Annotated in this window: 21 protein-coding genes; 18 read left to right on the forward strand and 3 right to left on the reverse strand. The window is 68.9% G+C overall.

The window, feature by feature from the left end; all coding sequences use genetic code 11:
- The first annotated feature begins 98 nt into the window (after positions 1–98).
- The 14 genes from IEY84_RS16785 to aroB all read left to right on the forward strand — a co-directional run bounded on the left by IEY84_RS16785 (position 99) and on the right by aroB (position 14,929).
- Positions 99–1,097, forward strand: coding sequence for an ABC transporter permease (locus tag IEY84_RS16785; RefSeq protein WP_260174027.1), 999 nt, complete (start codon positions 99–101; stop codon positions 1,095–1,097).
- Entirely contained in the window at positions 1,094–2,197 is a 1,104-nt protein-coding gene (locus IEY84_RS16790; protein ID WP_183550628.1) for an ABC transporter ATP-binding protein, read from the forward strand. Before IEY84_RS16785 ends, IEY84_RS16790 begins: the two co-directional genes overlap by 4 nt.
- A 4-nt stretch (positions 2,198–2,201) precedes the next feature.
- A complete protein-coding gene (locus IEY84_RS16795) occupies positions 2,202–3,407 on the forward strand; it encodes an ABC transporter ATP-binding protein (protein ID WP_183550625.1) in 1,206 nt (401 codons plus the stop codon).
- 76 nt (positions 3,408–3,483) lie between these two features.
- Entirely contained in the window at positions 3,484–4,815 is a 1,332-nt protein-coding gene (locus tag IEY84_RS16800) for a replication-associated recombination protein A (protein ID WP_183550826.1), read from the forward strand.
- A 12-nt stretch (positions 4,816–4,827) separates the two neighbouring features.
- The gene (locus tag IEY84_RS16805; RefSeq protein WP_183550622.1) at positions 4,828–5,406 is read left to right on the forward strand and encodes a hypothetical protein; all 579 of its coding nucleotides are present in this window, start codon (positions 4,828–4,830) and stop codon (positions 5,404–5,406) included.
- Entirely contained in the window at positions 5,403–5,825 is a 423-nt protein-coding gene (locus tag IEY84_RS16810) for a DUF6167 family protein (protein WP_183550619.1), read from the forward strand. The genes IEY84_RS16805 and IEY84_RS16810 overlap by 4 nt, the downstream gene beginning before the upstream one ends.
- Before the next feature lie 8 nt (positions 5,826–5,833).
- Positions 5,834–8,509 carry an alanine--tRNA ligase gene (alaS, locus tag IEY84_RS16815; protein ID WP_183550823.1) on the forward strand — a complete coding sequence of 892 codons (2,676 nt, stop codon included), beginning with the start codon at positions 5,834–5,836 and terminating at the stop codon, positions 8,507–8,509.
- Positions 8,509–8,979, forward strand: a complete 471-nt coding sequence (ruvX, locus tag IEY84_RS16820; protein ID WP_183550616.1) for a Holliday junction resolvase RuvX — start codon at positions 8,509–8,511, stop codon at positions 8,977–8,979. The genes alaS and ruvX overlap by 1 nt, the downstream gene beginning before the upstream one ends.
- 203 nt (positions 8,980–9,182) lie before the next feature.
- Entirely contained in the window at positions 9,183–10,544 is a 1,362-nt protein-coding gene (mltG, locus tag IEY84_RS16825; protein ID WP_229788753.1) for an endolytic transglycosylase MltG, read from the forward strand.
- A gap of 13 nt (positions 10,545–10,557) precedes the next feature.
- Positions 10,558–11,412: a shikimate dehydrogenase gene (locus tag IEY84_RS16830; protein WP_183550614.1), complete on the forward strand. Its 855-nt coding sequence runs from the start codon at positions 10,558–10,560 to the stop codon at positions 11,410–11,412.
- The gene (locus IEY84_RS16835; protein WP_183550611.1) at positions 11,409–12,086 is read left to right on the forward strand and encodes a prepilin peptidase; all 678 of its coding nucleotides are present in this window, start codon (positions 11,409–11,411) and stop codon (positions 12,084–12,086) included. Before IEY84_RS16830 ends, IEY84_RS16835 begins: the two co-directional genes overlap by 4 nt.
- A 46-nt stretch (positions 12,087–12,132) precedes the next feature.
- Positions 12,133–13,311 (forward strand): chorismate synthase, encoded by a 1,179-nt coding sequence (aroC, locus tag IEY84_RS16840; protein ID WP_183550608.1) that lies wholly within the window; start codon positions 12,133–12,135, stop codon positions 13,309–13,311.
- Positions 13,311–13,826, forward strand: coding sequence for a shikimate kinase (locus IEY84_RS16845; protein ID WP_183550605.1), 516 nt, complete (start codon positions 13,311–13,313; stop codon positions 13,824–13,826). The genes aroC and IEY84_RS16845 overlap by 1 nt, the downstream gene beginning before the upstream one ends.
- A gap of 2 nt (positions 13,827–13,828) precedes the next feature.
- Positions 13,829–14,929: a 3-dehydroquinate synthase gene (aroB, locus tag IEY84_RS16850; protein ID WP_183550603.1), complete on the forward strand. Its 1,101-nt coding sequence runs from the start codon at positions 13,829–13,831 to the stop codon at positions 14,927–14,929.
- Between the two features lie 465 nt (positions 14,930–15,394).
- Here the strand turns inward: aroB and IEY84_RS16855 are convergent, their stop codons facing one another.
- From IEY84_RS16855 to IEY84_RS16865, 3 genes are all read right to left on the reverse strand, one after another.
- Positions 15,395–15,784, reverse strand: a complete 390-nt coding sequence (locus IEY84_RS16855; protein WP_183550600.1) for a helix-turn-helix domain-containing protein — start codon at positions 15,782–15,784, stop codon at positions 15,395–15,397.
- A 153-nt stretch (positions 15,785–15,937) separates the two neighbouring features.
- Positions 15,938–17,095 (reverse strand): acyl-CoA dehydrogenase family protein, encoded by a 1,158-nt coding sequence (locus IEY84_RS16860; RefSeq protein WP_183550597.1) that lies wholly within the window; start codon positions 17,093–17,095, stop codon positions 15,938–15,940.
- A gap of 53 nt (positions 17,096–17,148) precedes the next feature.
- Positions 17,149–17,754 carry a TetR/AcrR family transcriptional regulator gene (locus tag IEY84_RS16865; protein ID WP_183550594.1) on the reverse strand — a complete coding sequence of 202 codons (606 nt, stop codon included), beginning with the start codon at positions 17,752–17,754 and terminating at the stop codon, positions 17,149–17,151.
- 62 nt (positions 17,755–17,816) lie between these two features.
- On the opposite strand from IEY84_RS16865, the gene IEY84_RS16870 reads away from it, so the two are divergent.
- The 4 genes from IEY84_RS16870 to IEY84_RS16885 all read left to right on the forward strand — a co-directional run bounded on the left by IEY84_RS16870 (position 17,817) and on the right by IEY84_RS16885 (position 20,808).
- On the forward strand, positions 17,817–18,281 hold the full coding sequence (locus tag IEY84_RS16870) for a type II 3-dehydroquinate dehydratase (protein WP_183550592.1): 465 nt from the start codon (positions 17,817–17,819) through the stop codon (positions 18,279–18,281).
- A 128-nt stretch (positions 18,282–18,409) separates the two neighbouring features.
- On the forward strand, positions 18,410–18,976 hold the full coding sequence (gene efp, locus IEY84_RS16875; protein ID WP_183550589.1) for an elongation factor P: 567 nt from the start codon (positions 18,410–18,412) through the stop codon (positions 18,974–18,976).
- A 3-nt stretch (positions 18,977–18,979) separates the two neighbouring features.
- A complete protein-coding gene (gene nusB / locus IEY84_RS16880) occupies positions 18,980–19,393 on the forward strand; it encodes a transcription antitermination factor NusB (protein WP_183550586.1) in 414 nt (137 codons plus the stop codon).
- Positions 19,394–19,566: 173 nt separating this feature from the next.
- Complete coding sequence (locus IEY84_RS16885; RefSeq protein WP_183550583.1) at positions 19,567–20,808, forward strand: hypothetical protein; 1,242 nt, start codon at positions 19,567–19,569, stop codon at positions 20,806–20,808.
- Positions 20,809–20,822: the final 14 nt, after the last annotated feature.

The following is a 20,822-nucleotide window of genomic DNA, read 5'->3' on the forward strand; positions in this document are numbered from 1 at the left end:
AGCACTGGTGGGGGCCGAGGCCTCCTCGGTCCCCACCACCCCTCGTCCCTATCCACCCGCCATGCCGTAGCCGGTGCTGACCGGTCAGGAGTTCGTTGATGTTTGGCTATATAGTCCGGCGCTTGATGACGGCGTTCCTCGTCGTCGTGCTGGTCTCCATGGTGACCTTCACCCTGTTCTTCAAGGGGCCGAGCGACCCCGCCTCCGCCCTGTGCGAGGAGACCGGCGGACGCTGCACCGCGGCGGAGCTGAACTCCATCCGGGAGCAGATGGGGCTCAACGACGGCTTGGTGGTCAACTACTCGCGCTTCGTCAAGGGTCTCTTCGTCGACCGGGAGATGTATTACCAGGGCGAGCAGATGTGCGAGGCGCCCTGCTTCGGGATCTCCTACGGCAGCCGGCAGCCCGTGACGCCGCAGTTCGTCGAGAAGTGGCCGGCGACGGTGTCGCTGGCCGTCGGGGCTGTGCTCCTCTACGTCATCATCGGGATGACCCTGGGGTCGCTCGCGGCACGCTTCCGAGGGTCGTTCTTCGACCGGGCGGTGGTCGGTGTCGCGACGGTCATCACCGCCGTTCCCTACTACGTCCTGGCCCTGGTCGCCTGGATCGTCCTCGTGCTCCAGCTGTCCATCTTCCCCGAGACCGGCTATCACCCGTTCACCGACAGCCCGGTGCTGTGGGCCTCGGGGCTGCTGCTGCCGTGGGTCGTGCTCGCCTTCGCGTACGCGCCGGCCAACATGCGCTACATGCGGGGCTACATGGTGGAGTCTCTGGGCGAGGACTACATCCGCACCGCTCGAGCGAAGGGGATGAGCCAGCAAGGCGTGGTGTTCAAGCACGGTCTCCGCGCAGCGATCGTGCCGATGACCACCATCGTAGGCCTGGAGTTCGCCGTCCTTCTCGCCGGCACCGTCTTCACCGAGTTCCTCTTCGAGATCGACGGGATCGGCTGGTGGTCCATCAACTCGCTCGGCAACCCCATCGACTTCCCGGTGCTCAACATCACCGGCACCGCCGCCGCGGTCCTGATCGTGCTCGGCAACCTGATCGTCGACCTTCTCTACGCCGTACTCGACCCCCGTGTGAGGCTCGCATGACCGCCATCGACGACAGCTTCCTGCCTGCCGATCCCTCGACATCCAAGGGCGGTCCGGTCCTGGTCGTTGACGACCTGACCGTGAGGTTCCCGACCCATGACGGGCTCGTCCAGGCGGTGAGCGGGCTGAGCTACACCGTCGAGAAGGGCAAGACCCTCGGGATCGTCGGCGAGTCCGGGTCGGGGAAGAGCGTCTCCAGCATGGCCGTGCTCGGCCTGCACGACCCCCGCTCGACGCGGATGTCCGGATCGATCAAGGTCAACGGCGCCGAGGTCATCGGCGCCTCTGAGGCCACCATGAAGCGGATCCGGGGCAATGAGGTGGCGATGGTCTTCCAAGACCCGCTGACCGCGTTGCACCCGTACTTCACGGTGGGAAGCCAGATCGTCGAGGCCTACCGGCTCCATCACAACGTCTCCAAGAAGGTCGCCAGGGCGAGGGCGGTCGAGATGCTCGATCTGGTCGGCATCCCGCAGCCCGACCGTCGGGTCAACGACTTCCCGCACCAGTTCTCCGGCGGTATGCGGCAGCGGGCGGTGATCGCGATGGCGCTGGTCAACGACCCGGGCCTGATCATCGCCGACGAGCCGACCACGGCGCTCGACGTGACCGTCCAGGCGCAGATCCTCGACCTGCTGCAGAGCCTGCAGCGGGAGTTCGACTCCGCGATCATCATCGTGACCCACGACCTCGGCGTCGTGGCCGAGATGGCCGACGACGTCCTCGTGATGTACGGAGGTCGAGGTGTCGAGTTCGGGCCGACCAAGGACGTGCTGACCCGACCCTCGATGCCCTACACGTGGGGGCTCATCTCGAGCGTGCCCGACGTGCACGAGCGGAGCGACCAGAAGCTGATCCCGATCCCAGGTACGCCGCCGAGCCTGCTCAACCCGCCCGCCGGCTGTGCCTTCTTCCCGCGCTGTGCGCACAAGGACAAGGTCGGTGGAGACCTGTGCGAGACCGAGCTGCCGGAGTTCCTCCCGCTGGCGGGCAACCCCGCGCACCTCAAGCGCTGCCACCTGCACGACCCCGAGCAGATCTATGTCGACGAGGTGGCTCCCGAGATCTTCGCAGACGCGTCCGAGAAGCTGGAGAACTGACGAGATGAACACCCCTGCTCCAAGTGACGGTGTCGTCGAGGCCCGCGAGGCCGTCGAGCTCGACCCGAGTCGCCCTCCGCTGCTCACCGTCAAGGATCTCCGGATGCACTTCCCGATCCACTCCTCGGGAGTCATCCGGCGCACGATCGGGCACGTCAAGGCGGTCGACGGTGTCTCCTTCGAGCTCAGGGCCGGCAACTCCCTCGGCCTGGTCGGCGAGTCCGGCTGCGGCAAGTCGACCACCGGGCGGCTGATCACCCGGCTGTACGAACCCACGACCGGAAGCATCGACTTCGACGGCACCGACCTGGCGCCGTTGACGAAGAAGCAGCTCACGCCGTTTCGGCGCGACGTACAGATGATCTTCCAGGACCCCTACAGCTCCCTGAACCCGCGCCACACCGTGGGCGCGATCGTGGGTACTCCGCTCGAGGTGCACAACATGGTGCCCAAGGACAAGGTGCTCTCCCGGGTCCAGGAGCTTCTGGAGATCGTCGGTCTGAACCCGGAGCACTACAACCGCTATCCCAACGAGTTCTCCGGCGGTCAGCGTCAGCGCATCGGGATCGCCCGAGCCCTGGCGATGCAGCCGAAGCTGATGGTCGCCGACGAGCCGGTCTCCGCCCTTGACGTCTCCATCCAGGCGCAGGTGATCAATCTTCTGCAGGATCTGCAGAAGGAGTTCGACATCGCCTTCCTCTTCATCGCTCACGACCTGGCGATCGTGCGGCACTTCTGCCCGGAGATCGCGGTGATGTATCTCGGCAAGATCGTCGAGATCGGTGATCGTGACTCGATCTACAACAGCTCGCACCATCCGTACACCCAGGCGCTGCTCTCGGCTGCTCCGGACCTGCGGCAGGCGTCCACCGGCCGACGGGTGGAGCGGATCCGGCTCGAGGGCGACGTACCTTCGCCGATCAACCCTCCGTCCGGCTGCCACTTCCGCACGCGGTGCCCGATCGCGAAGGACATCTGCAGCAAGGTGGAGCCGCCGCTGCTGCAGATCGGCGAACGCCACAAGGTGGCCTGCCACTTCGCCGGTGAGACCGGGAACGTACCGGAGACGCCGGTGACCTCGCGGCTGCTCGGCGTCGACGAGTTCGGTGCCCCGGACCCGGGGGCGAGCCCGGCAGAGGTCCCGGGGGACGGCCCGGGGTACGCCGACACGTGGCTCGATCTGAAGAACAACAGCCTCGGCCGCGCCTGAGCCGGGCTAAGCCCGGCCGAGCCGGTGCCCTGTCGGCGCCGACCACTAGGGTTGGCGTGTGGACGGGTTGTTTGAGATGGGGGCTGCGGCCGGAGCCGCGCGCGGCGGGTCGCTGAGCCACAGCGACCATGCGGCCGCGCCGCTGGCCGTGCGGATGCGGCCGCGTACGCTCGAGGAGCTCGTCGGCCAGAGCTCGCTCAAGGCGGCCGGCTCGCCGCTGCACCAGGTCGTCGAGGGTGGTCAGTCGCTCTCGCTGCTGCTGTGGGGGCCGCCAGGGACCGGGAAGACGACGATCGCGAGCATCGTCAGCAAGTCCACCGACCGTCGTTTCGTCGAGGTCTCCGCCGTCTCGGCAGGGGTCAAGGAGGTCCGTGCGGCGATCGACTCCGCCCGGGCCGAGCTGGTCGCGACCGGCAAGGAGACGGTGCTCTTCGTCGACGAGGTCCACCGGTTCAGCAAGGCCCAGCAGGACGCGTTGTTGCCGGGCGTGGAGAACCGCTGGGTCACGCTGGTCGCCGCCACCACGGAGAACCCTTTCTTCTCGGTGATCTCACCGCTGCTGTCACGCTCGTTGCTCCTGCGGCTCGAGTCGCTGACCGACGAGGACATCCGCGGCGTACTCCTGCGGGCGCTCGAAGACGAGCGGGGGCTCGGTGGCTCCGTGACGATCTCTGAAGAGGCGCTGGACCATCTCGTCCGTCTCGCCGGCGGCGATGCGCGCCGGTCGCTGACCTATCTGGAAGCGGCGGCCGGCGCTGCCGCCGGCGGTGAGATCACGCTCGAGGCGGCCGAGCGCGCCGTGGACCAGGCGGCGGTGCGCTACGACCGCCAGGGCGACCAGCACTACGACGTGGTCAGCGCCTTCATCAAGTCGGTGCGCGGCTCGGACGCGGACGCGGCGCTGCACTACCTGGCGCGGATGATCGAGGCGGGGGAGGACCCGCGGTTCATCGCCCGCCGGCTGATGATCCTGGCGTCGGAGGACATCGGTCTGGCCGACTCGACGGCGCTGCAGACCGCGGTCGCCGCGGCCCAGACGGTGCAGCTGATCGGGATGCCCGAGGCCCAGCTCACCCTCGCCCACGCGACGATCGCGCTCGCTGTCGCGCCGAAGTCCAACGCGGTCACCAATGCCATCTTCGCCGCGCGCGCCGACGTCGCGGCCGGGAAGATCGGCAACGTCCCGCCACACCTGCGCGACGCCCACTACGAGGGCGCGAAAAAGATCGGGCACGGGGAGGCGTACAAGTACGCGCACGACGAGCCGTTCGGCATCGCGACCCAGCAGTATGCGCCCGACACGGTGCTCGATGCGGAGTACTACCAGCCGACCACCCACGGAGCCGAAGCCGGAGTGAAGGAACGTTGGGAGCGTGTCCGGAAAATCGTGCGCGGTCAGGATCGATAGGGTAGGGCCACCATGACGAACTCGAGCATGCCCGGGTGGGCGCTGGTGGCGACGCTGACCGCCGTGGGCGTCCTGGTCCTCATCTCGCTGGTGGCCGTGGGGCTCGCGCTCCGCGCGCGGCGCGCGGCTCGGCGTCGTCTCGAGGAGGCCGAGGCCAGCGAAGCCGAGCTGCGCGAGCGGCTCGAGGCGCTGGAGAAGCGGTTGACGCCGCCGGCGCAGGTCAACCGGCGGCGGCGCCGCGAGGAGAAGGAATACGTGATCACCTCCCTCGGGGAGGACGGCGAGCCTGCCGAGGTCGAGCAGGTGAGCCGACGTACCTTGACCGCACCGGCATTCGCGGACGCGGTGTTCCGGGAGACCGTGGTGCACAGCGCCGCGCTGGTGCACGGGGTCCGCCGGGCGCTCTCGCCCGAGGTGCGGTTCAAGATCCGCTACGAGATGCAGCGCGAGGTCAAGCGGGCACGCAAGGACCGGAAGAGCGAGATGAAGGAAGTGCTGCGGGAGTATCGGGCGCGGCAAAGGGACCGTGTTGATCTCGACACGCCTTCGCCTAGCGGCTCCGGCGGCTCGATCAACGGAGGGAACGCATGAGGGGCGCGATGTGGTTCGTGGTCGGCGCGGGCGCAGGCGTGTACGCGATGGTCAAGGGGCGGCGCGCCGCGGAGGCGTTCACTGCTGACGGCCTGCGCGACCGGGCCCAGGCGCTCGGCGTCGGCGCGCGGATCTTCCGCGACGAGCTGGCCACCGGCAAGGCAGAGAAGGAGCTCGAGCTCCGGGAGTGGATCGAGACGACCGGAGCGAGGTCGGGCGGCGAGCTTGCTCGTCCGCCCGCGCCGAGCGAGGGAGTGACCGCGCGCAGCGCGGACACTCGCACCCAGGCGCTCGCCTCGGGCTCTGCCTCGGCAGGAGGGCAGAAACAGATTGGCGCCGCAGGCGCTGGTCAGAAGACACTTGGATCGAGCGGGCCAATCGAGGACCCGAGGCAGAACACGGAAGGTAGTACCCCCTGATGGAGTGGTTGAGCACGGCGGAGATCCGCCGCCGTTTCACGGCGCATTTCGCCGAGAACACCGAGATCGGCGAGCACACGGTGGTGCCGTCGGCATCGCTCCTGCTCGACGACCCCAACTTGCTCTTCGTCAACGCAGGCATGGTGCCTTTCAAGCCCTACTTCCTCGGCCAGGCGACCCCGCCCTACGACCGGGCGACCTCGGTGCAGAAGTGCATCCGTACGCCCGACATCGAGGAGGTCGGAAAGACCACCCGACACGGCACGTTCTTCGAGATGTGCGGCAACTTCTCCTTCGGTGACTACTTCAAGGAGGGCGCGATCACGCTCGCCTGGGAGCTGATCACCAAGTCGGTCGCCGACGGTGGTTTCGGGTTCGACGAGTCGGTCCTCTACCCGTCCGTGCTCAATGGGGACGACGAGGCGGTCGAGCTCTGGAAGAAGATCACCGGCCTGCCCGACGACCGCATCGTGCGGCTCCCGCCGAGCGAGAACTACTGGTCGATGGGCGTGCCCGGACCCGGTGGCCCGTGCTCGGAGATCCTGATCGACCGCGGCCCGGAGTTCGGCGCCGACCGTGACTGGGACGCCGGTGACCGCTACCTGGAGTTCTGGAACCTCGTCTTCATGCAGGACAACGTCGTCGCGGCGCGGTCCAAGTACGACGTCGACATCGACGGGCCGCTGGCGCAGACCGGCATCGACACCGGGCTGGGCCTCGAGCGCGTCGCCTACCTGATGCAGGGCAAGGCGAACATGTACGAGACCGACGTCGTCTTCCCGGTCATCGAGAAGGCGATGGAGCTGACCGGCAAGAAGTACGGCGCGGCCTACGAGGACGACGTCCGCTTCCGGGTCGTCGCCGACCACGTGCGCTCCTCACTGATGCTCATCGGCGACGGAGTGACCCCCGGCAACGAGGGCCGCGGCTACGTCCTGCGCCGCCTGATGCGCCGCGCGATCCGCAACATGCGCCTGCTGGGCTACGAGGACCCGGCGATGCCCGAGCTGCTGCCGATCTCCCGCGACAAGATGGGGGAGACCTACACCGACCTGCACGCCGGATGGGACCGCATCAAGCGGGTCGCCGACGCCGAGGAGGAGGCCTTCCGCAAGACCCTCGCGGCCGGCACCCAGATCTTCGACCTCGCCGCGACCGAGGTGAAGTCGAGCGGATCCACCACGTTCACGGGTGCCAAGGCGTTCCAGCTCCACGACACGTACGGCTTCCCGATCGACCTGACCCTCGAGATGGCCGCCGAGGCGGGCCTCGAGGTCGACGAGCCGGGTTTCCGCGGGCTGATGACCGAGCAGCGCGAGCGGGCCAAGGCCGACGCGCGCGCCAAGAAGGGTCAGCACGCCGACGTGTCGGTCTACCGGACCATCCTCGACACCAACGGGCCGACCGACTGGCAGGCCTACACGACCCTGGAGACCGAGTCGAAGCCGCTCGCGCTGCTCCAGCAGGGGCGGCCGGTCGACGTGCTCGGACCCGAAGAGATCGGTGAGATCGTCCTCGACCGCACCCCGTTCTACGCCGAGTCCGGTGGCCAGTCCGCCGACGCGGGCATCATCGAGTTCGACGGTGGCCGGCTCGAGGTCGTCGACGTGCAGCGGCCCGTCAAGGGTCTCGTGGTGCACCAGGTGCGGGTCGTCGACGGCGAGTTCCGGGGAGACGAGTCCCTGGTGCACGCCCAGGTCGACAAGGAGTGGCGCCTCGGCGCCCGCCAGGCCCACTCCGGCACCCACGTGGTGCATGCGGCGCTGCGCGAGGTGCTCGGCCCGACCGCGCTGCAGTCCGGCTCGTTCAACCGGCCGGGCTACCTGCGTCTGGACTACGGCTGGACCAAGGGCCTGACGCCGGAGCAGATGCACGAGGTCGAGGAGGTCTCCAACCACGCGCTGCGTGCCGACCTGCCGGTCTCCTGGGACTACATGACCCTTCCGCAGGCCAAGGAATGGGGCGCGATCGCGCTCTTCGGCGAGACCTACGACGACACCAAGGTGCGCGTCGTCGAGATCGGTGGCCCCTGGTCGCGTGAGCTGTGCGGTGGCACCCACGTCGACCACTCCGCCCAGATCGGCACGATCGTGGTCACCTCGGAGGCCTCGGTCGGCTCCGGCAACCGCCGCATCGAGGCCTACACGGGTGTCGAGGGCTTCGACTACCTCGCCCGCGAGCGCGACGTCGTCTCCGAGCTCAACCTGCTGCTCAAGACGAAGTCCGACGACGTCGTCGGCCGGGTCTCCGACCTGATGGAGCGGCTCAAGGCCGCCGAGAAGGAGATCGCCCGGGCGCGTACGGCGCAGCTGCTCGCCTCCGGCGGCTCGATCGCTGCCACCGCGGTCGACGTCAACGGCGTCCAGGTGGTCGCCCAGCGGATCCCGGGGGTGGGCGGCGGCGACGCGCGTACGCTCGCCCAGGACGTACGCTCCCGGCTTGGTGACGCGCCGGCGGCCGTCGTCCTCTTCGGTGATGCTGACGACAAGGTCGCGGTCGTGGCCGCGGTCAACCCGGCCGGCATCGCTGCCGGGGTGAAGGCCGGAGACCTGATCAAGGAGCTCGCACCGGTCGTCGGCGGTCGCGGTGGCGGCAAGCCTGACTTCGCCCAGGGCGGTGGCACCGAGGTCGGCAAGATCGACGAGGCCGTCGCGAAGGTCAAGTCTCTCGTGACGGGAGCTTGATGCGCCACGGCGTACGCCTCGGACTCGATCCTGGCGATGCCCGGATCGGCGTCGCCAGGAGCGACCCCACGGGATTCCTGGCGACGCCGCTGGAGACGGTCAAGAGAGGCCGGGGGGATCTCGCCCGCCTGCAGGCGATCGCCGCGGAGATCGCCGAGGAGTCGACGATGCTCGAGGTGATCGTCGGGCTGCCCAGGTCCCTCAAGGGCGGGGAGAACCCGGCGACTGCTAAGGTCCGGAACTTCGCCGCGTCCTTGGCGCGACGAGTGGCCCCGGTCCCGGTTCGTCTTGTCGACGAGCGACTCACCACTGTGTCTGCGGAGGCTATGCTCCGAGATCGAGGTCGCAAGGGTCAGGACCGTCGAGCTGTTGTGGACATGGCCGCGGCGGTGGTGATCCTGCAACACGCATTGGACAGCGAGCGCGCTTCGGGGGCAGCGCCTGGAGAGATCATTGAGGTCGGTCATTGAGTGAGCGCTACTACCCCCCGGACCCGCGCGACCCGCGTCGCCCTGGTCAGGGGTCATTCGGTCGCGATCCGCGCGGTGGCTACCCTCCACGGCAGCATCCCCCGCAAGATCCTCGACGCGATCCGCGGCAGGATCCCCGGCAGGATCCCCGGCAACTGGACCCCCGGGACCCGCGGCGGATGCCCCCGCAGATGCCGGGCCAGATGCCTCCCCAGCAACAGGGTCAGCCGGGCCGTCGCCCGGGGCCCCGCCCGATGCCCGGCGGCGGCATTCCGCCGGCGTACGGCCAGCAGGAGCCGCCGCCAGGCTACGGTCAGCAGTCTCCGTCCGGTTACGGCCGCCAGGAGCCACCGCAGGGGCCCGGCGGCTACGACGGGCCGGGCTATGAGCAGCAGCCGGGCTTCTTCGACGGTGGCGGCGGTCCAACGGATCACGATCCGTACTACGACGAGGAGCCGCCCAAGCGCAAACGCCGCTTCGGTGGCTGCCTTGCCGTGCTGGTGGCGATGGCTGTCGTGGTCGGCGGGTTCTACTTCGTGGGGGACCGCGCCGTCGACTACGTCAAGGACATGGTCGCGCCCCCGGCCGACTACCCCGGCCCGGGCACGGACCCGGTCTCCTTCGAGGTGCACAAGGGCGACTCGGTCTCGGCGGTAGGCCGGAACCTGAAGGAAGCCGGCGTGGTGGAGTCGGTCGACGCCTTCATCGAGGCTGCCAATCAAGAGGGGCTGACCGTCCAGGTCGGCTTCTACCCGTTGAAGAAGGAGATGAAGGCCGCCGACGCCGTCGAGGTCCTCGCCAACCCGGAGAACATCGACACGGTCAACGTCACCATCACCGAAGGATCGCGTGCCAAGGCGATCTACAAGGTGCTCGCCGAGAAGACCGGCAAGAAGCCGGCCGACTTCAAGAAGGCCGCCCAGGACACCGAGGCGATCGGGCTCCCCGACTACGCCAAGGGCAACGTCGAGGGCTACCTCTTCCCGGCGACGTACGCCTTCCCGCCCGACGCTACGCCGACCGAGATGCTGTCGATGATGGTCGACCGCTGGGAGCAGGCGCTCGGTGACAACGACATCGAGGCGCGCGCGGCGCAGCTCAAGTGCGGCGACGGCAAGGCGTGCACGGCCGAGCAGATCATGACCGTGGCCTCCCTTGTCGAGGCGGAGGGGCGCGGCGACGACATGGCCAAGATCGCCCGGGTCATCTACAACCGGGTCGAGAACCCCGGCACAGCCGGCCAGGCGGGCTTCCTGCAGATCGACGCGACCGTCAACTATGCGCTCGGGAAGTCCGGAAGCACCGAGCTCGGTGGGGTCGACGTGCAGTCTGTCGACTCGCCCTACAACACCTACACCAACAAGGGTCTGCCTCCAGGGCCGATCGGTGCGCCGGGTGATGAAGCAATCCAGGCCGCGCTCAACCCGGCGGAAGGTGACTGGTACTACTACGTGACCGTCAACCTGAAAACCGGTGAGACGAAGTTCGCCAAGAACTACGACCAGTTCTTGAAGTTCAAGGCTGAATACAAGGACTACTGCGCAACCGAGTCCAAGAGCTGCTGAGGAGAAGACCTGAGTGAAGTGCGCTGTTCTGGGTGATCCGATCGATCACTCGCTCTCCCCGACCCTCCACCAGGCTGCGTATGCCGAGCTCGAGATGTCCGACTGGTCCTACACGTCCACGCGCGTGCAGGCCGGCGGCTTGGAGAGCTACGTCGCCAGCCTCGGTGGCGACTGGCCGCCGAGCCGGTGGCGTGGGCTGTCGGTGACGATGCCGCTCAAGCGGGAGGCGTACGAGCTGGCGCGGTCGGTCTCGCCGCGGGCGGGGCTCGTGGGGGCGGTCAACACGCTGGTGCGGTCGTCCAACGGATGGGTCGGGGACAACACCGATCTGCCCGGTGCGGTCGCGGCGATCCGGGAGCGCGCGGGTGACGACTTCTCCTGCACCTCCGCTGCGATTCTGGGTGCGGGCGCGACTGCGGCCTCGACCGGCCTGGCCCTGGCCGAGCTCGGTGCTTCCCGGATCACCCTGCTGGCGCGCAACCCGGGTGCGGCGGGGGAGACGATCGAGATGATCTCGCGTCACCGGAGCAAGCCCGTCGTCTCGGTGCTGCCGCTCGACTCGGCGGCGCCGGCCGCCGGCATCGATGTGGTCGTCTCGACAGTCCCGGCGAAGGCGCAGACCCCGGAGCTCGTCGACCGCTGGGCGTCGACACCGGTCGTCTTCGACGTGGTCTACGACCCGTGGCCCTCTGCGCTGCTCTCGGTCGCTCCGGGCGTGGCCGTCAGCGGCCTCGACCTGCTCGTGCACCAGGCGGTGCTCCAGTTCGAGCTCTTCACCGGCCGGACCGCGCCGCTCGCCGCGATGCGGGCAGCGGGGGAGAAGGTGCTGGCCAGCAAGGAGTCCAGCGTGGAGCCGACACCGGCATGAGTCCCGGGGCGGTCGTGCTGATGAGTGCGGCCGTCGCCGCCCTGCTCGCGCTCGGCGCGCCGGCACTGCTTCGCTGGCTCCCCGAACCTGCCGACGACCCGCCCGTGGTGCCCTACGTCGATCTCGCCAGACCGGTGCTGCTCCTACCGCTCGCAGCGAGCGCCTCCGCGGTGGTCGCCGCGCTGTTGGCGTGGCAGGTGGAGCCGTCGCGACTGATGGTCTTCCTGGCTCCGCTCGTGCCGCTCCTGGTGCTGCTGGCGTACGTCGACTGGCGGGTGCAGCGGTTGCCGAAGCAGCCGATCCTGGCTGCCACTGCGGTTGGGCTGCTGGTGATCGGCATCGAGTGGTTGTGGATGCGCGACACGGGGGTCATCATCGGAGCGGTCGTCGGTCTCGTCCTGGCCCGCTCGGCGTTCTGGCTGCTGTGGCGGCTGCTGCCGCATGCGATGGGCTACGGCGACGTACGTCTCGCGGCGCTCGTCGGTCTGGTCCTCGGCCGCCTCGGCTGGGAACAGCTCGCCGTCGGGGTGTGGTCCGGGCTGGCGATCTTCGGCGTCTGGGGCATCGGACGCGCGGTCGCACGACGCTCGCGCACGGCGATGCGCGAGCCTCTGGCGTACGGCCCGTTCATGATGCTGGGCATGCTCGTCGGTGTGCTCGCCGTCTCGCTGTGAGCCCGGGTGCACGGGGTTGCGTGGCGGGGATGAAAGACTTACTCCCATGTTGCGTTGGCTCACTGCGGGCGAGTCCCATGGTCCGTCCCTGACGGCCGTGATGGAGGGTCTGCCCGCCCACGTCCGGATCACCTCTGACGACATCGCTGATGCCCTGGCCCGGCGGCGCCTCGGCTATGGCCGCGGTGCCCGGATGAAGTTCGAGAAGGACCAGGTGCGGATCACCGGCGGCGTACGCCACGGGGAGAGCCAAGGCGGTCCGATCGCGATCGAGGTGGGCAACACCGAGTGGCCCAAGTGGGAGACCGTGATGGCCTCCGACCCGGTCGACCCCGAGGTGCTCGCCGGGCAGGCGCGCAACGCTCCGCTGACGCGGCCGCGACCCGGTCACGCCGACCTGGTGGGGATGCAGAAGTACGACTTCGACGACGCCCGCCCGATCCTGGAGCGCGCCTCGGCGCGCGAGACCGCGGCCCGGGTCGCTCTCGGCGCGGTCGCCTCGGCCTTCCTCGAGCAGGCGCTCGGCGTCCGGTTGGTGTCGCACGTGATCGAGATCGGCGGCGTCCGCACGCCGACCCGAGAGGTGCCTTCGCCCGAGGACGTGGCGCGCCTGGACGAGGATCCGGTCCGGGTCCTGGACCCCGACGGTTCGAAGCAGATGGTCGAACGGATCGACCAGGCCCACAAGGACGGCGACACCCTCGGTGGCGTCGTCGAGGTCGTCGTCCACGGCCTGCCGCCGGGCCTCGGCTCCCATGTGCACTGGGACCGGCGCCTCGACGCGCGCCTGGCCGGCGCGCTGATGGGCATCCAGGCGATCAAGGGTGTCGAGGTCGGCGACGGCTTCGAGCTCGCCGCGACCCCGGGCTCCCAGGCCCACGACGAGATCGTTCCCTCTGCTGACGGCATCCGCCGCGCCTCCGGGCGCTCCGGCGGCACCGAGGGCGGCATGTCGACCGGCGAGATCCTGCGCGTGCGCGCGGCGATGAAGCCGATCGCGACCGTGCCGCGTGCGTTGCGCACCGTCGACGTGGCCACGGGCGAGGAGGCCGTCGCTCATCACCAGCGCTCGGACGTCTGTGCGGTGCCCGCCGCCGGTGTGGTCGCGGAGGCGATGGTCGCGCTCGTGCTGGCCGAGGCAGCGCTGGAGAAGTTCGGTGGCGACTCGGTCGGGGAGACCGCGCGCAACGCCAAGTCCTACCTCGAGAACCTGAGGTACGTGTGATGCCGGCTGTCGTGCTCGTCGGCCCGATGGGCGCGGGCAAGTCGACCGTCGGGGCGCTGCTCGCCTCCCGGCTCGGGGTCACCCTGCGTGACACCGACGAGGACATCGCGGCGGCTGCAGGCAAGAGCGTGCAGGACATCTTCGTCGACGAGGGCGAGGCGCACTTCCGCGCCGTCGAGGCCGACGCCGTGTCCGCCGCGCTCGCCGAGCACGACGGGGTGGTCTCCCTCGGTGGCGGCTCCGTCCTGGCTGATCAGACCCAGGTCCTGCTCAAGGAGCACACCGTCGTCTACCTGCGGGTCGGGGTCGCGGACGCGGTCAAGCGCGTCGGGCTCGGCTCGGGACGCCCGTTGCTGCTCGGCAACGTACGCGGGCGCATCAAGACGCTCCTGGAGGAGCGCGCCCCGATCTATGAGTCGGTCGCGACGCTGATCGTCGACACCGACGGCCGCTCGGCGGCCGATGTCGCCGACGAGCTCGCCACCGCCCTCACCGCGCTGAACACCACGGAGTAGAAGTGACCGCACCAGCCACCGTCATCAGGGTCGAGAGCGCCGCAGCCTACGACGTCGTCATCGGCTCCGGCCTCGCCGGCCGGCTCCAGGGGCTCCTGGGCGAGAGCGTCGAGCGGGTCGCCTTCCTCTACGCCGCCGAGCTCGCCGAGTACGCCGAGCCGGTGCTCGAGGAGCTGCTCAAGCACTACGACGTGCTCGGCCTCGGCCTGCCCAGCGGTGAGGACCAGAAGACCGTCGCCGTCGCCAACGACTGCTGGGAGGCGCTGGGGGAGAAGGGCTTCACCCGCTCTGACGCCGTGGTCACCTTCGGTGGCGGCGCGACCACGGACCTCGGCGGGTTCGTCGCGGCCGGCTGGCTGCGCGGCGTACGTGTCGTGCACGTGCCCACCACGGTGCTCGCCATGGTCGATGCCGCCGTCGGCGGCAAGACGGGCGTCAACACCGGTGCCGGCAAGAATCTGGTCGGCGCCTTCCACGAGCCCGCCGGCGTGCTGTGCGACCTCGCGCTGCTCGCGACCCTTCCGGAGGCCGACCTGATCGCCGGGCTCGGCGAGGTCGTCAAGTGCGGCTTCATCGCCGACCCGGAGATCCTGCGCCTGGTCGACGAGGCCGACAAGATCACCGCTTCGTCGCCCGTTCTCGCCGAGCTGGTCGAGCGCGCGATCCGGGTCAAGGCCGAGGTTGTCGCCGCCGACCTGAAGGAGACCGGCGGCGCCGACGGCCACCCCGGCCGTGAGACCCTCAACTACGGCCACACGCTCGCGCACGCCCTCGAGAAGCACTCCGGTTTCTCGATTCGCCACGGTGACGCGGTCGCCGTCGGCTGCGTGTACGCCGCCGAGCTCGCCCGGCTCGCCGGAGTCCTCTCCGACGACGTCGCCGCCCGGCACGCGCCGGCCTTCGCGAAGGTCGGCCTCCCGACCACTGTCAAGGAGCTGGGCGTCGAGGCCGACTTCGACGATCTCATCGGTGCCATGCGCGTCGACAAGAAGGCCCGCGGCTCCGTCCTCCGCTTCCTCGTTCTCCACGACCTCGCCGCCCCCCGGATCCTCACCGGTCCGTCCGAGGAGCAGCTGCGGGAGGCGTACGCGGTCATCGGCTAGGCCGACTCGGTGCGGCAACGCAGACCTGCCCGCTATGACGGAGGGTCCGACCTTGTGAACCATTCACAAAGTCGGACCCTCCGTCATAGCGGACGCTGACGAGCTGATCGGCGATCTGGCGGCGTGACCAGAGCCGTGCCGATAGGTTGCGGGGATGCGGACGTGTGTCGAGCTGAGATGGGCCTGGATTCTCAACACCTACGTCCGTCCGTTCTACCTGTGGGCCGAGTGGCTCCCGCACGATTGGGCGATGGCCCGTCGCGTCGCGCGAGCAGGCAAACGAGTCAAGGTCAGCGATGTGCGACGAATGCTCCATGGAAGCTGGCGTGAGAGCTCTGTCGCGGCTTGGTACTGCCTGCGACTCCCTCCTGAACTGATAGAGAGCGACCTGGAGGTCGCGCTGGGGCGTGCGTATTCATCGAAGAACGCGCACACCCTCGCCGCCCCGCGCTTCTCCGAAACTGCTCAGCTCGCCGGCCGCATCCACACGCGGGCCACACATCCCGGAACGGCCGGACTGTCGGCCCGGGCGCGGTAGTCGGTCGGTGAGGTGCCGACGATGTCGCGGAACGTACGGCTGAAGGTGCCGAGGCTGGTGAAGCCGACCCTGAGCGCGACATCGGTGACCGGGGTCGCGGTGTCCCGCAGCAACGCCATCGACCGCTCGATCCGCCGCCGCTGCAGGTAGCGGTGCGAGGTCTCCCCGAAGACCGCCTTGAACCGGCGGCTGAAGTGCGCCGGCGACACGTGGGCGACCCGCGCGATCGCCGCGATGTCGAGCGGCTCGGCGTAGTGCCGGTCCATCGCGTCACGCGCCCGGAGCAAGCGGCGATTCTCGTTCTCGCGCGGCGTCATGTGCCCGACCCTATGCCCGCTGGTCGAGCCGCGAGGCCGCCTGCGGCCGAGCGTGTCGAGACCAACACAGTCCTATCGAGCGCGACATCTGACCGTGTTGGTCTCGACACGCCCTCGCCTAGCGGCTCAGGCGGCTCGACCAGCGGGGAGCCGTCACAGACCCATGTCCTTGGCGATGATCAGCTTCATGACCTCGGAGGTGCCGCCGTAGATGCGGTTGACGCGGTTGTCGGCGTAGAGGCGGGCGATGGGGTACTCGTTCATGTAGCCGTAGCCGCCGTGGAGCTGAAGGCAGCGGTCGATGACGCGGTGGGCAACCTCGGTGCAGAAGAGCTTGGCGGAGGCGGCCTCGGCGGCGGTCAGGGTGCCGGCGTCCTCGGCCTCGATGGCCCGGTCGACCACGGCCTCGGCGGCGTCGACCTCGGCCTTGCACGCGGCCAGCTCGAACTTGGTGTTCTGGAAGGAGGCGACGGCGGTGCCGAAGACCTTGCGCTCGGCGACGTACTTCTTGGCGAACTCGACGGCGGCCGCGGCCTGCGCGTAGGCGCCGACGGCGATGCCGAGACGCTCGACAGGGAGGTTCTGGCCGAGGTAGGAGAAGCCCTTGCCGACCTCGCCGAGGACGTCCTCGACGGGTACGAGCACGTCGGTGAAGGAGAGCTCGGCGGTGTCGGAGACCTTGAGGCCGAGCTTGTCCAGCTTGCGTCCGACCTCGTAGCCGGGGAGCTTCGTGTCGACCGCGAGGAGGGTGATCCCGGCGCGGCGGTCCTCGGGAGTCGCCGGCGCGGTGCGGGCGCAGACGATCACCCGGTCGGCGTTGACGCCGCCGGTGATGAAGGTCTTGGCGCCGTTGAGGACGTAGTGCTTGCCGTCCTCGGTGAGCTTGGCGTTGGTGGTCATCCCAGCGAGGTCGGAGCCGGTGCCGGGCTCGGTCATCGCGATCGCCCACATCTCCTCACCGGAGACGAAGCCGGGCATCCAGCGCTCCATCTGCTCCTTGGTGCCGAGGTTGAGGAGGTAGGGCAGGCACAGTCCGACATGGACGGACGAGCCGCCGAAGGAGACGCCGGCGCGGGCGAGCTCCTCGGTCATCACGGCCGAGTACTTGAAGGAGGAGATCCCGGCGCCGCCGTACTCCTCGGGCACCTGGATGCCCCACACGCCGAGCTCGCCGAGCTTGAGGTAGAAGTCGTGGGGGACGATCCCCGCTTCGTACCACTCGTCGTAGACGGGGGTGACCTCCTTCTCGATGAACGAGCGGATGGTCTCGCGGAAGGACTGGTGGTCCTCGGTGTAGATGGTGCGGCGCATGGCGGTGTCTTCTCCTTGGTGCGTTCTTCTGGGGGCGCTGTTTGTCGCTCGGGTCAGGGGCGGGCGCCGACGGCGCGGAGCGCGAGGTCGGCGTAGAAGTCGGCGAGGGCCTCGGGGGTCCAGGAGCCGTCGTCGCGATACCACCGGGCCAGGTCGATGCCGAGCGAGAGCAGGGCGGTGGCGGCCTTGGCAGGGTCGGGGGTGTCGAAGTCGCCGCTGCGTACGCCCTCCTCGACGAGGTCACGCATGACCGTGTCGATGGCGCGGCGCAGGGACGCGATCTCGCGCAGGTGCTCGTCGGTCAGCGCTGCGAGCTCGTAGTTGATCACCCGCGCCGTCGTGTGGGAGCGGGCGTGGAAGAGGACATAGGTGCGTACGGCCGCGGCGACCCGCTCGGCGGGGGAGGCGTCGGCGCGGGTCGCGTCGGTGACGGCCTCGAGGATCACCTCGTGGCCACGCACCGCGATCGCGTGCAGGAGCTCCTCCTTGGAGCGGTGGTGGACGTAGACCGCGGCCGGGCTCAGCCCCGCCGCCGTGGCGATGTCACGGGTGCTGGTGCCGTGGAACCCCTTGGCGGAGAAGGCCTGGACCGCCGCGTCGAGCAGACGGGCACGGCTGCGGTCTCCACGTGCCTGGGTGCTGGTGCGTACGTCACTCATGCCATCAGTCTGGCATAAAGGTAAGTGAGCGCTTAGATTCGGCTCGAGAAATCAGTGCGAAGATGTTGCTCGTGAGCAACGCTTTGAAGCAAGTCCTGGTCCTCAACGGCCCCAACCTCGGGCGTCTCGGGAAGCGTCAGCCCGAGATCTACGGGCACACCACTCTCAACGAGCTCGCCGCGATGTGCGTCGACTGGGGTCATGCGCTCGGTCTCGCCGCAGACGTACGCCAGACCAACCACGAGGGCGACATGGTGGACTGGCTCAACGCCGCGGCCGACAAGAACATCCCGGTCGTGCTCAACGCCGCTGCCTGGACCCACTACTCCTACGCCATCTACGACGCCTGCGCGCAGCTGACCGCTCCGCTGATCGAGGTGCACATCTCCGAGCCCCTCGAGCGGCCAGAGACGTTCCGGCACACCAGCGTCGTCACCCCCCATGCGACCGCCGTCGTCGCAGGCAAGGGCATCGACGGCTACCGCGAGGCACTCGAGGTCATCGCCGCGAAGGTCGACCGGGCCTGATGGATTGGGTCGGCGTGCGTCTCGTTGACTAGGATTCCCCTTGGCCCTCTGGGCCCACGAACCTAGGAACATTGACAACGATGCCTGCGATGCTGCAGGACGACAGAGACGAAGGCTGACGGACGGTTATGGCGACGACGAACGACCTCAAGAACGGCATGGTGCTGAAGATCGAGGGCCAGCTCTGGCAGGTGGTCGAGTTCCAGCACGTGAAGCCCGGCAAGGGTCCGGCCTTCGTCCGCACCAAGCTGAAGAACGTCGAGTCGGGCAAGAACGTCGACAAGACCTTCAACGCCGGCACCAAGGTCGAGACCGCGACGGTCGACCGCCGTTCGTTCCAGTACCTCTACAACGACGGCACCAGCTTCGTCTTCATGGACGTCGCCGACTTCGACCAGGTCGAGGTCACCCCGGAGATCATCGGCGACGGCGCCGGCTTCCTCCTGGAGAACCAGGAAGTCATCCTGGCCACCAACGAGGGCCGCGTCCTCTTCGTCGAGCTCCCGCCGTCGGTCGAGCTCGTCATCTCCTACACCGAGCCCGGCGTCATGGGTGACTCGGCCACCGGCCGCACCAAGCCGGCCACCCTCGAGACCGGCGCCGAGATCCAGGTGCCGCTCTTCATCGAGCAGGGCGAGAAGATCAAGGTCGACACCCGCGACGGTGGCTCCTACCTCTCCCGCGTCAAGGGCTGACCTGTGGCTCACGTCGCGACCGCACGGTCCAAGGCCCGCAAGCGGGCCCTGGATCTGCTCTTCGCCGCCGAGGCGCGGGGTCTCTCCGCCGGTGACCTGCTCGACCAGCAGATCCGCGAGGGCCAGGTTCCCAACAACCCGTTCACGGTCAAGCTCGTCCGTGGCGTGGTCGCCGAGACCGAGCGGATCGACGCCTTGATCTCCGGCCACGCCCACGACTGGACGCTGGCCCGCATGCCCGCGGTCGACCGCAACGTCCTGCGCCTCGGTGTCTGGGAGCTTCTCGATGGCGATGTCGCCGCCGAGGTCGCGATCAGCGAGGCGACCGCCCTGGTGACCGAGCTGTCCACCGACGACTCGCCGTCCTTCGTCAACGGTGTGCTCGCCGCGGTCGCGAAGGATCTTCCCAAGGCCTGATCAGCACACGACGTACGCCTGTCCCGGATCGTTCGGGGCGGGCGTCGCGTCATTTCGAGGTGCGGCACGACGCGTCTGTTTCCCGGTTATCGACGATTGCTTCGGTCGGGACCGTATGTTTGGACCCAAGGCTGAGATGGAGGCCGCCAACCAGACCCGTATTCGGAGAGCGCATGACGCAGGAGAACAACCCCTACGACGAGCCGGACTCGCGCACCCGGCCGACCGGCGCACCCTCGCACTGGGTGACACCGCCTCCGCCGGGCTCGGCGGGACAGCCGCCGCAGCCCGAGCGATCGGACCCCAGCGGCCCGCGCACCAACCCCAACGCCCAGCCCTATCCCCAGCAGGACCAGAGCCAGGAGGCGACTCGCATCACCAACCCACAGGTCACCTCGACGCCTGCCCCGCCCGCCCCGACGGCCGCGCCCGCTCCATCTGGCGCAGTGCCGCCGCCCCCGGGCATGCATGGGCAAGAGGTCCCCACCGCGACCGACTTCCTCGATCGGCGTGCGGAGTCGGCCGGGTTCGGCCCTGCGACCTGGGGCTGGCGAGGTGCGCTCCGCAAGATGTCAGGCGGGCTGATCAGCCCGAAGATGGGCGCCGCCGAGGTCGCCTACGAGCAGGACCGGGCGATGATCCAGCGCGACTTCGACGGTCCGCGCACGATCGTCTTCATCAACCCCAAGGGCGGCGCCGCCAAGACCACCGGTGTGCTCGCTGCCGGTTACACCTTCGGCACCGTCCGCGGTGGCGGGATCGTGGCCTGGGACAACAACGAGACCCGCGGCACGCTCGGCATCCGCGGCATGCGGAGCACCCACCGCAACACCACCCGTGAGCTGCTCGACAACCTCGCGGCGTTCAACAACGTCTATCAGTCCCGCATCGGTGACCTGGGTGCCTTCGTTCGCTCCCAGGGCGATGCCCACTTCGACGTGCTCGCCTCCGACGAGCGCCCCGACGTCACCGGCCAGATCCACGCCGACGACTTCGGGCAGGTCCACCAGCTGCTGGAGCGCTTCTACAAGGTGATCCTGGTCGACACCGGCAACAACATGCGCGCCGAGAACTGGCTGGCCGCCGCCGACACCGCCGACCTGCTGGTGGTGACCTCGACCGTGCGCGAGGACACCGGCTACAGCGGCCTGTGGATGCTCGACGCCCTCCAGGAGTCGGGCTACGCCGACCTCAAGCTGAAGACGATCACCGTGCTCTCCGACCCGTCCCCGAAGGTAGACACCAACCTGGCTCGCGACCTCACCGAGGTCTACCAGCAGCGCACCCGCGGGGTCTACCGGGTCCCGTTCGACCCGGTGCTCGTCGCCGGGTCCACGGTGCAGTACTCCCAGCTCTCGGAGGAGACCAAGATGTCGTGGCTGAAGGCCTGCGCTGGGATGGCGCACGCGTTGTAGCGGCCGACCGCTAA

Source organism: Nocardioides albus (genome assembly GCF_014648255.1).
GTDB classification, from domain to species: domain Bacteria; phylum Actinomycetota; class Actinomycetes; order Propionibacteriales; family Nocardioidaceae; genus Nocardioides; species Nocardioides albus.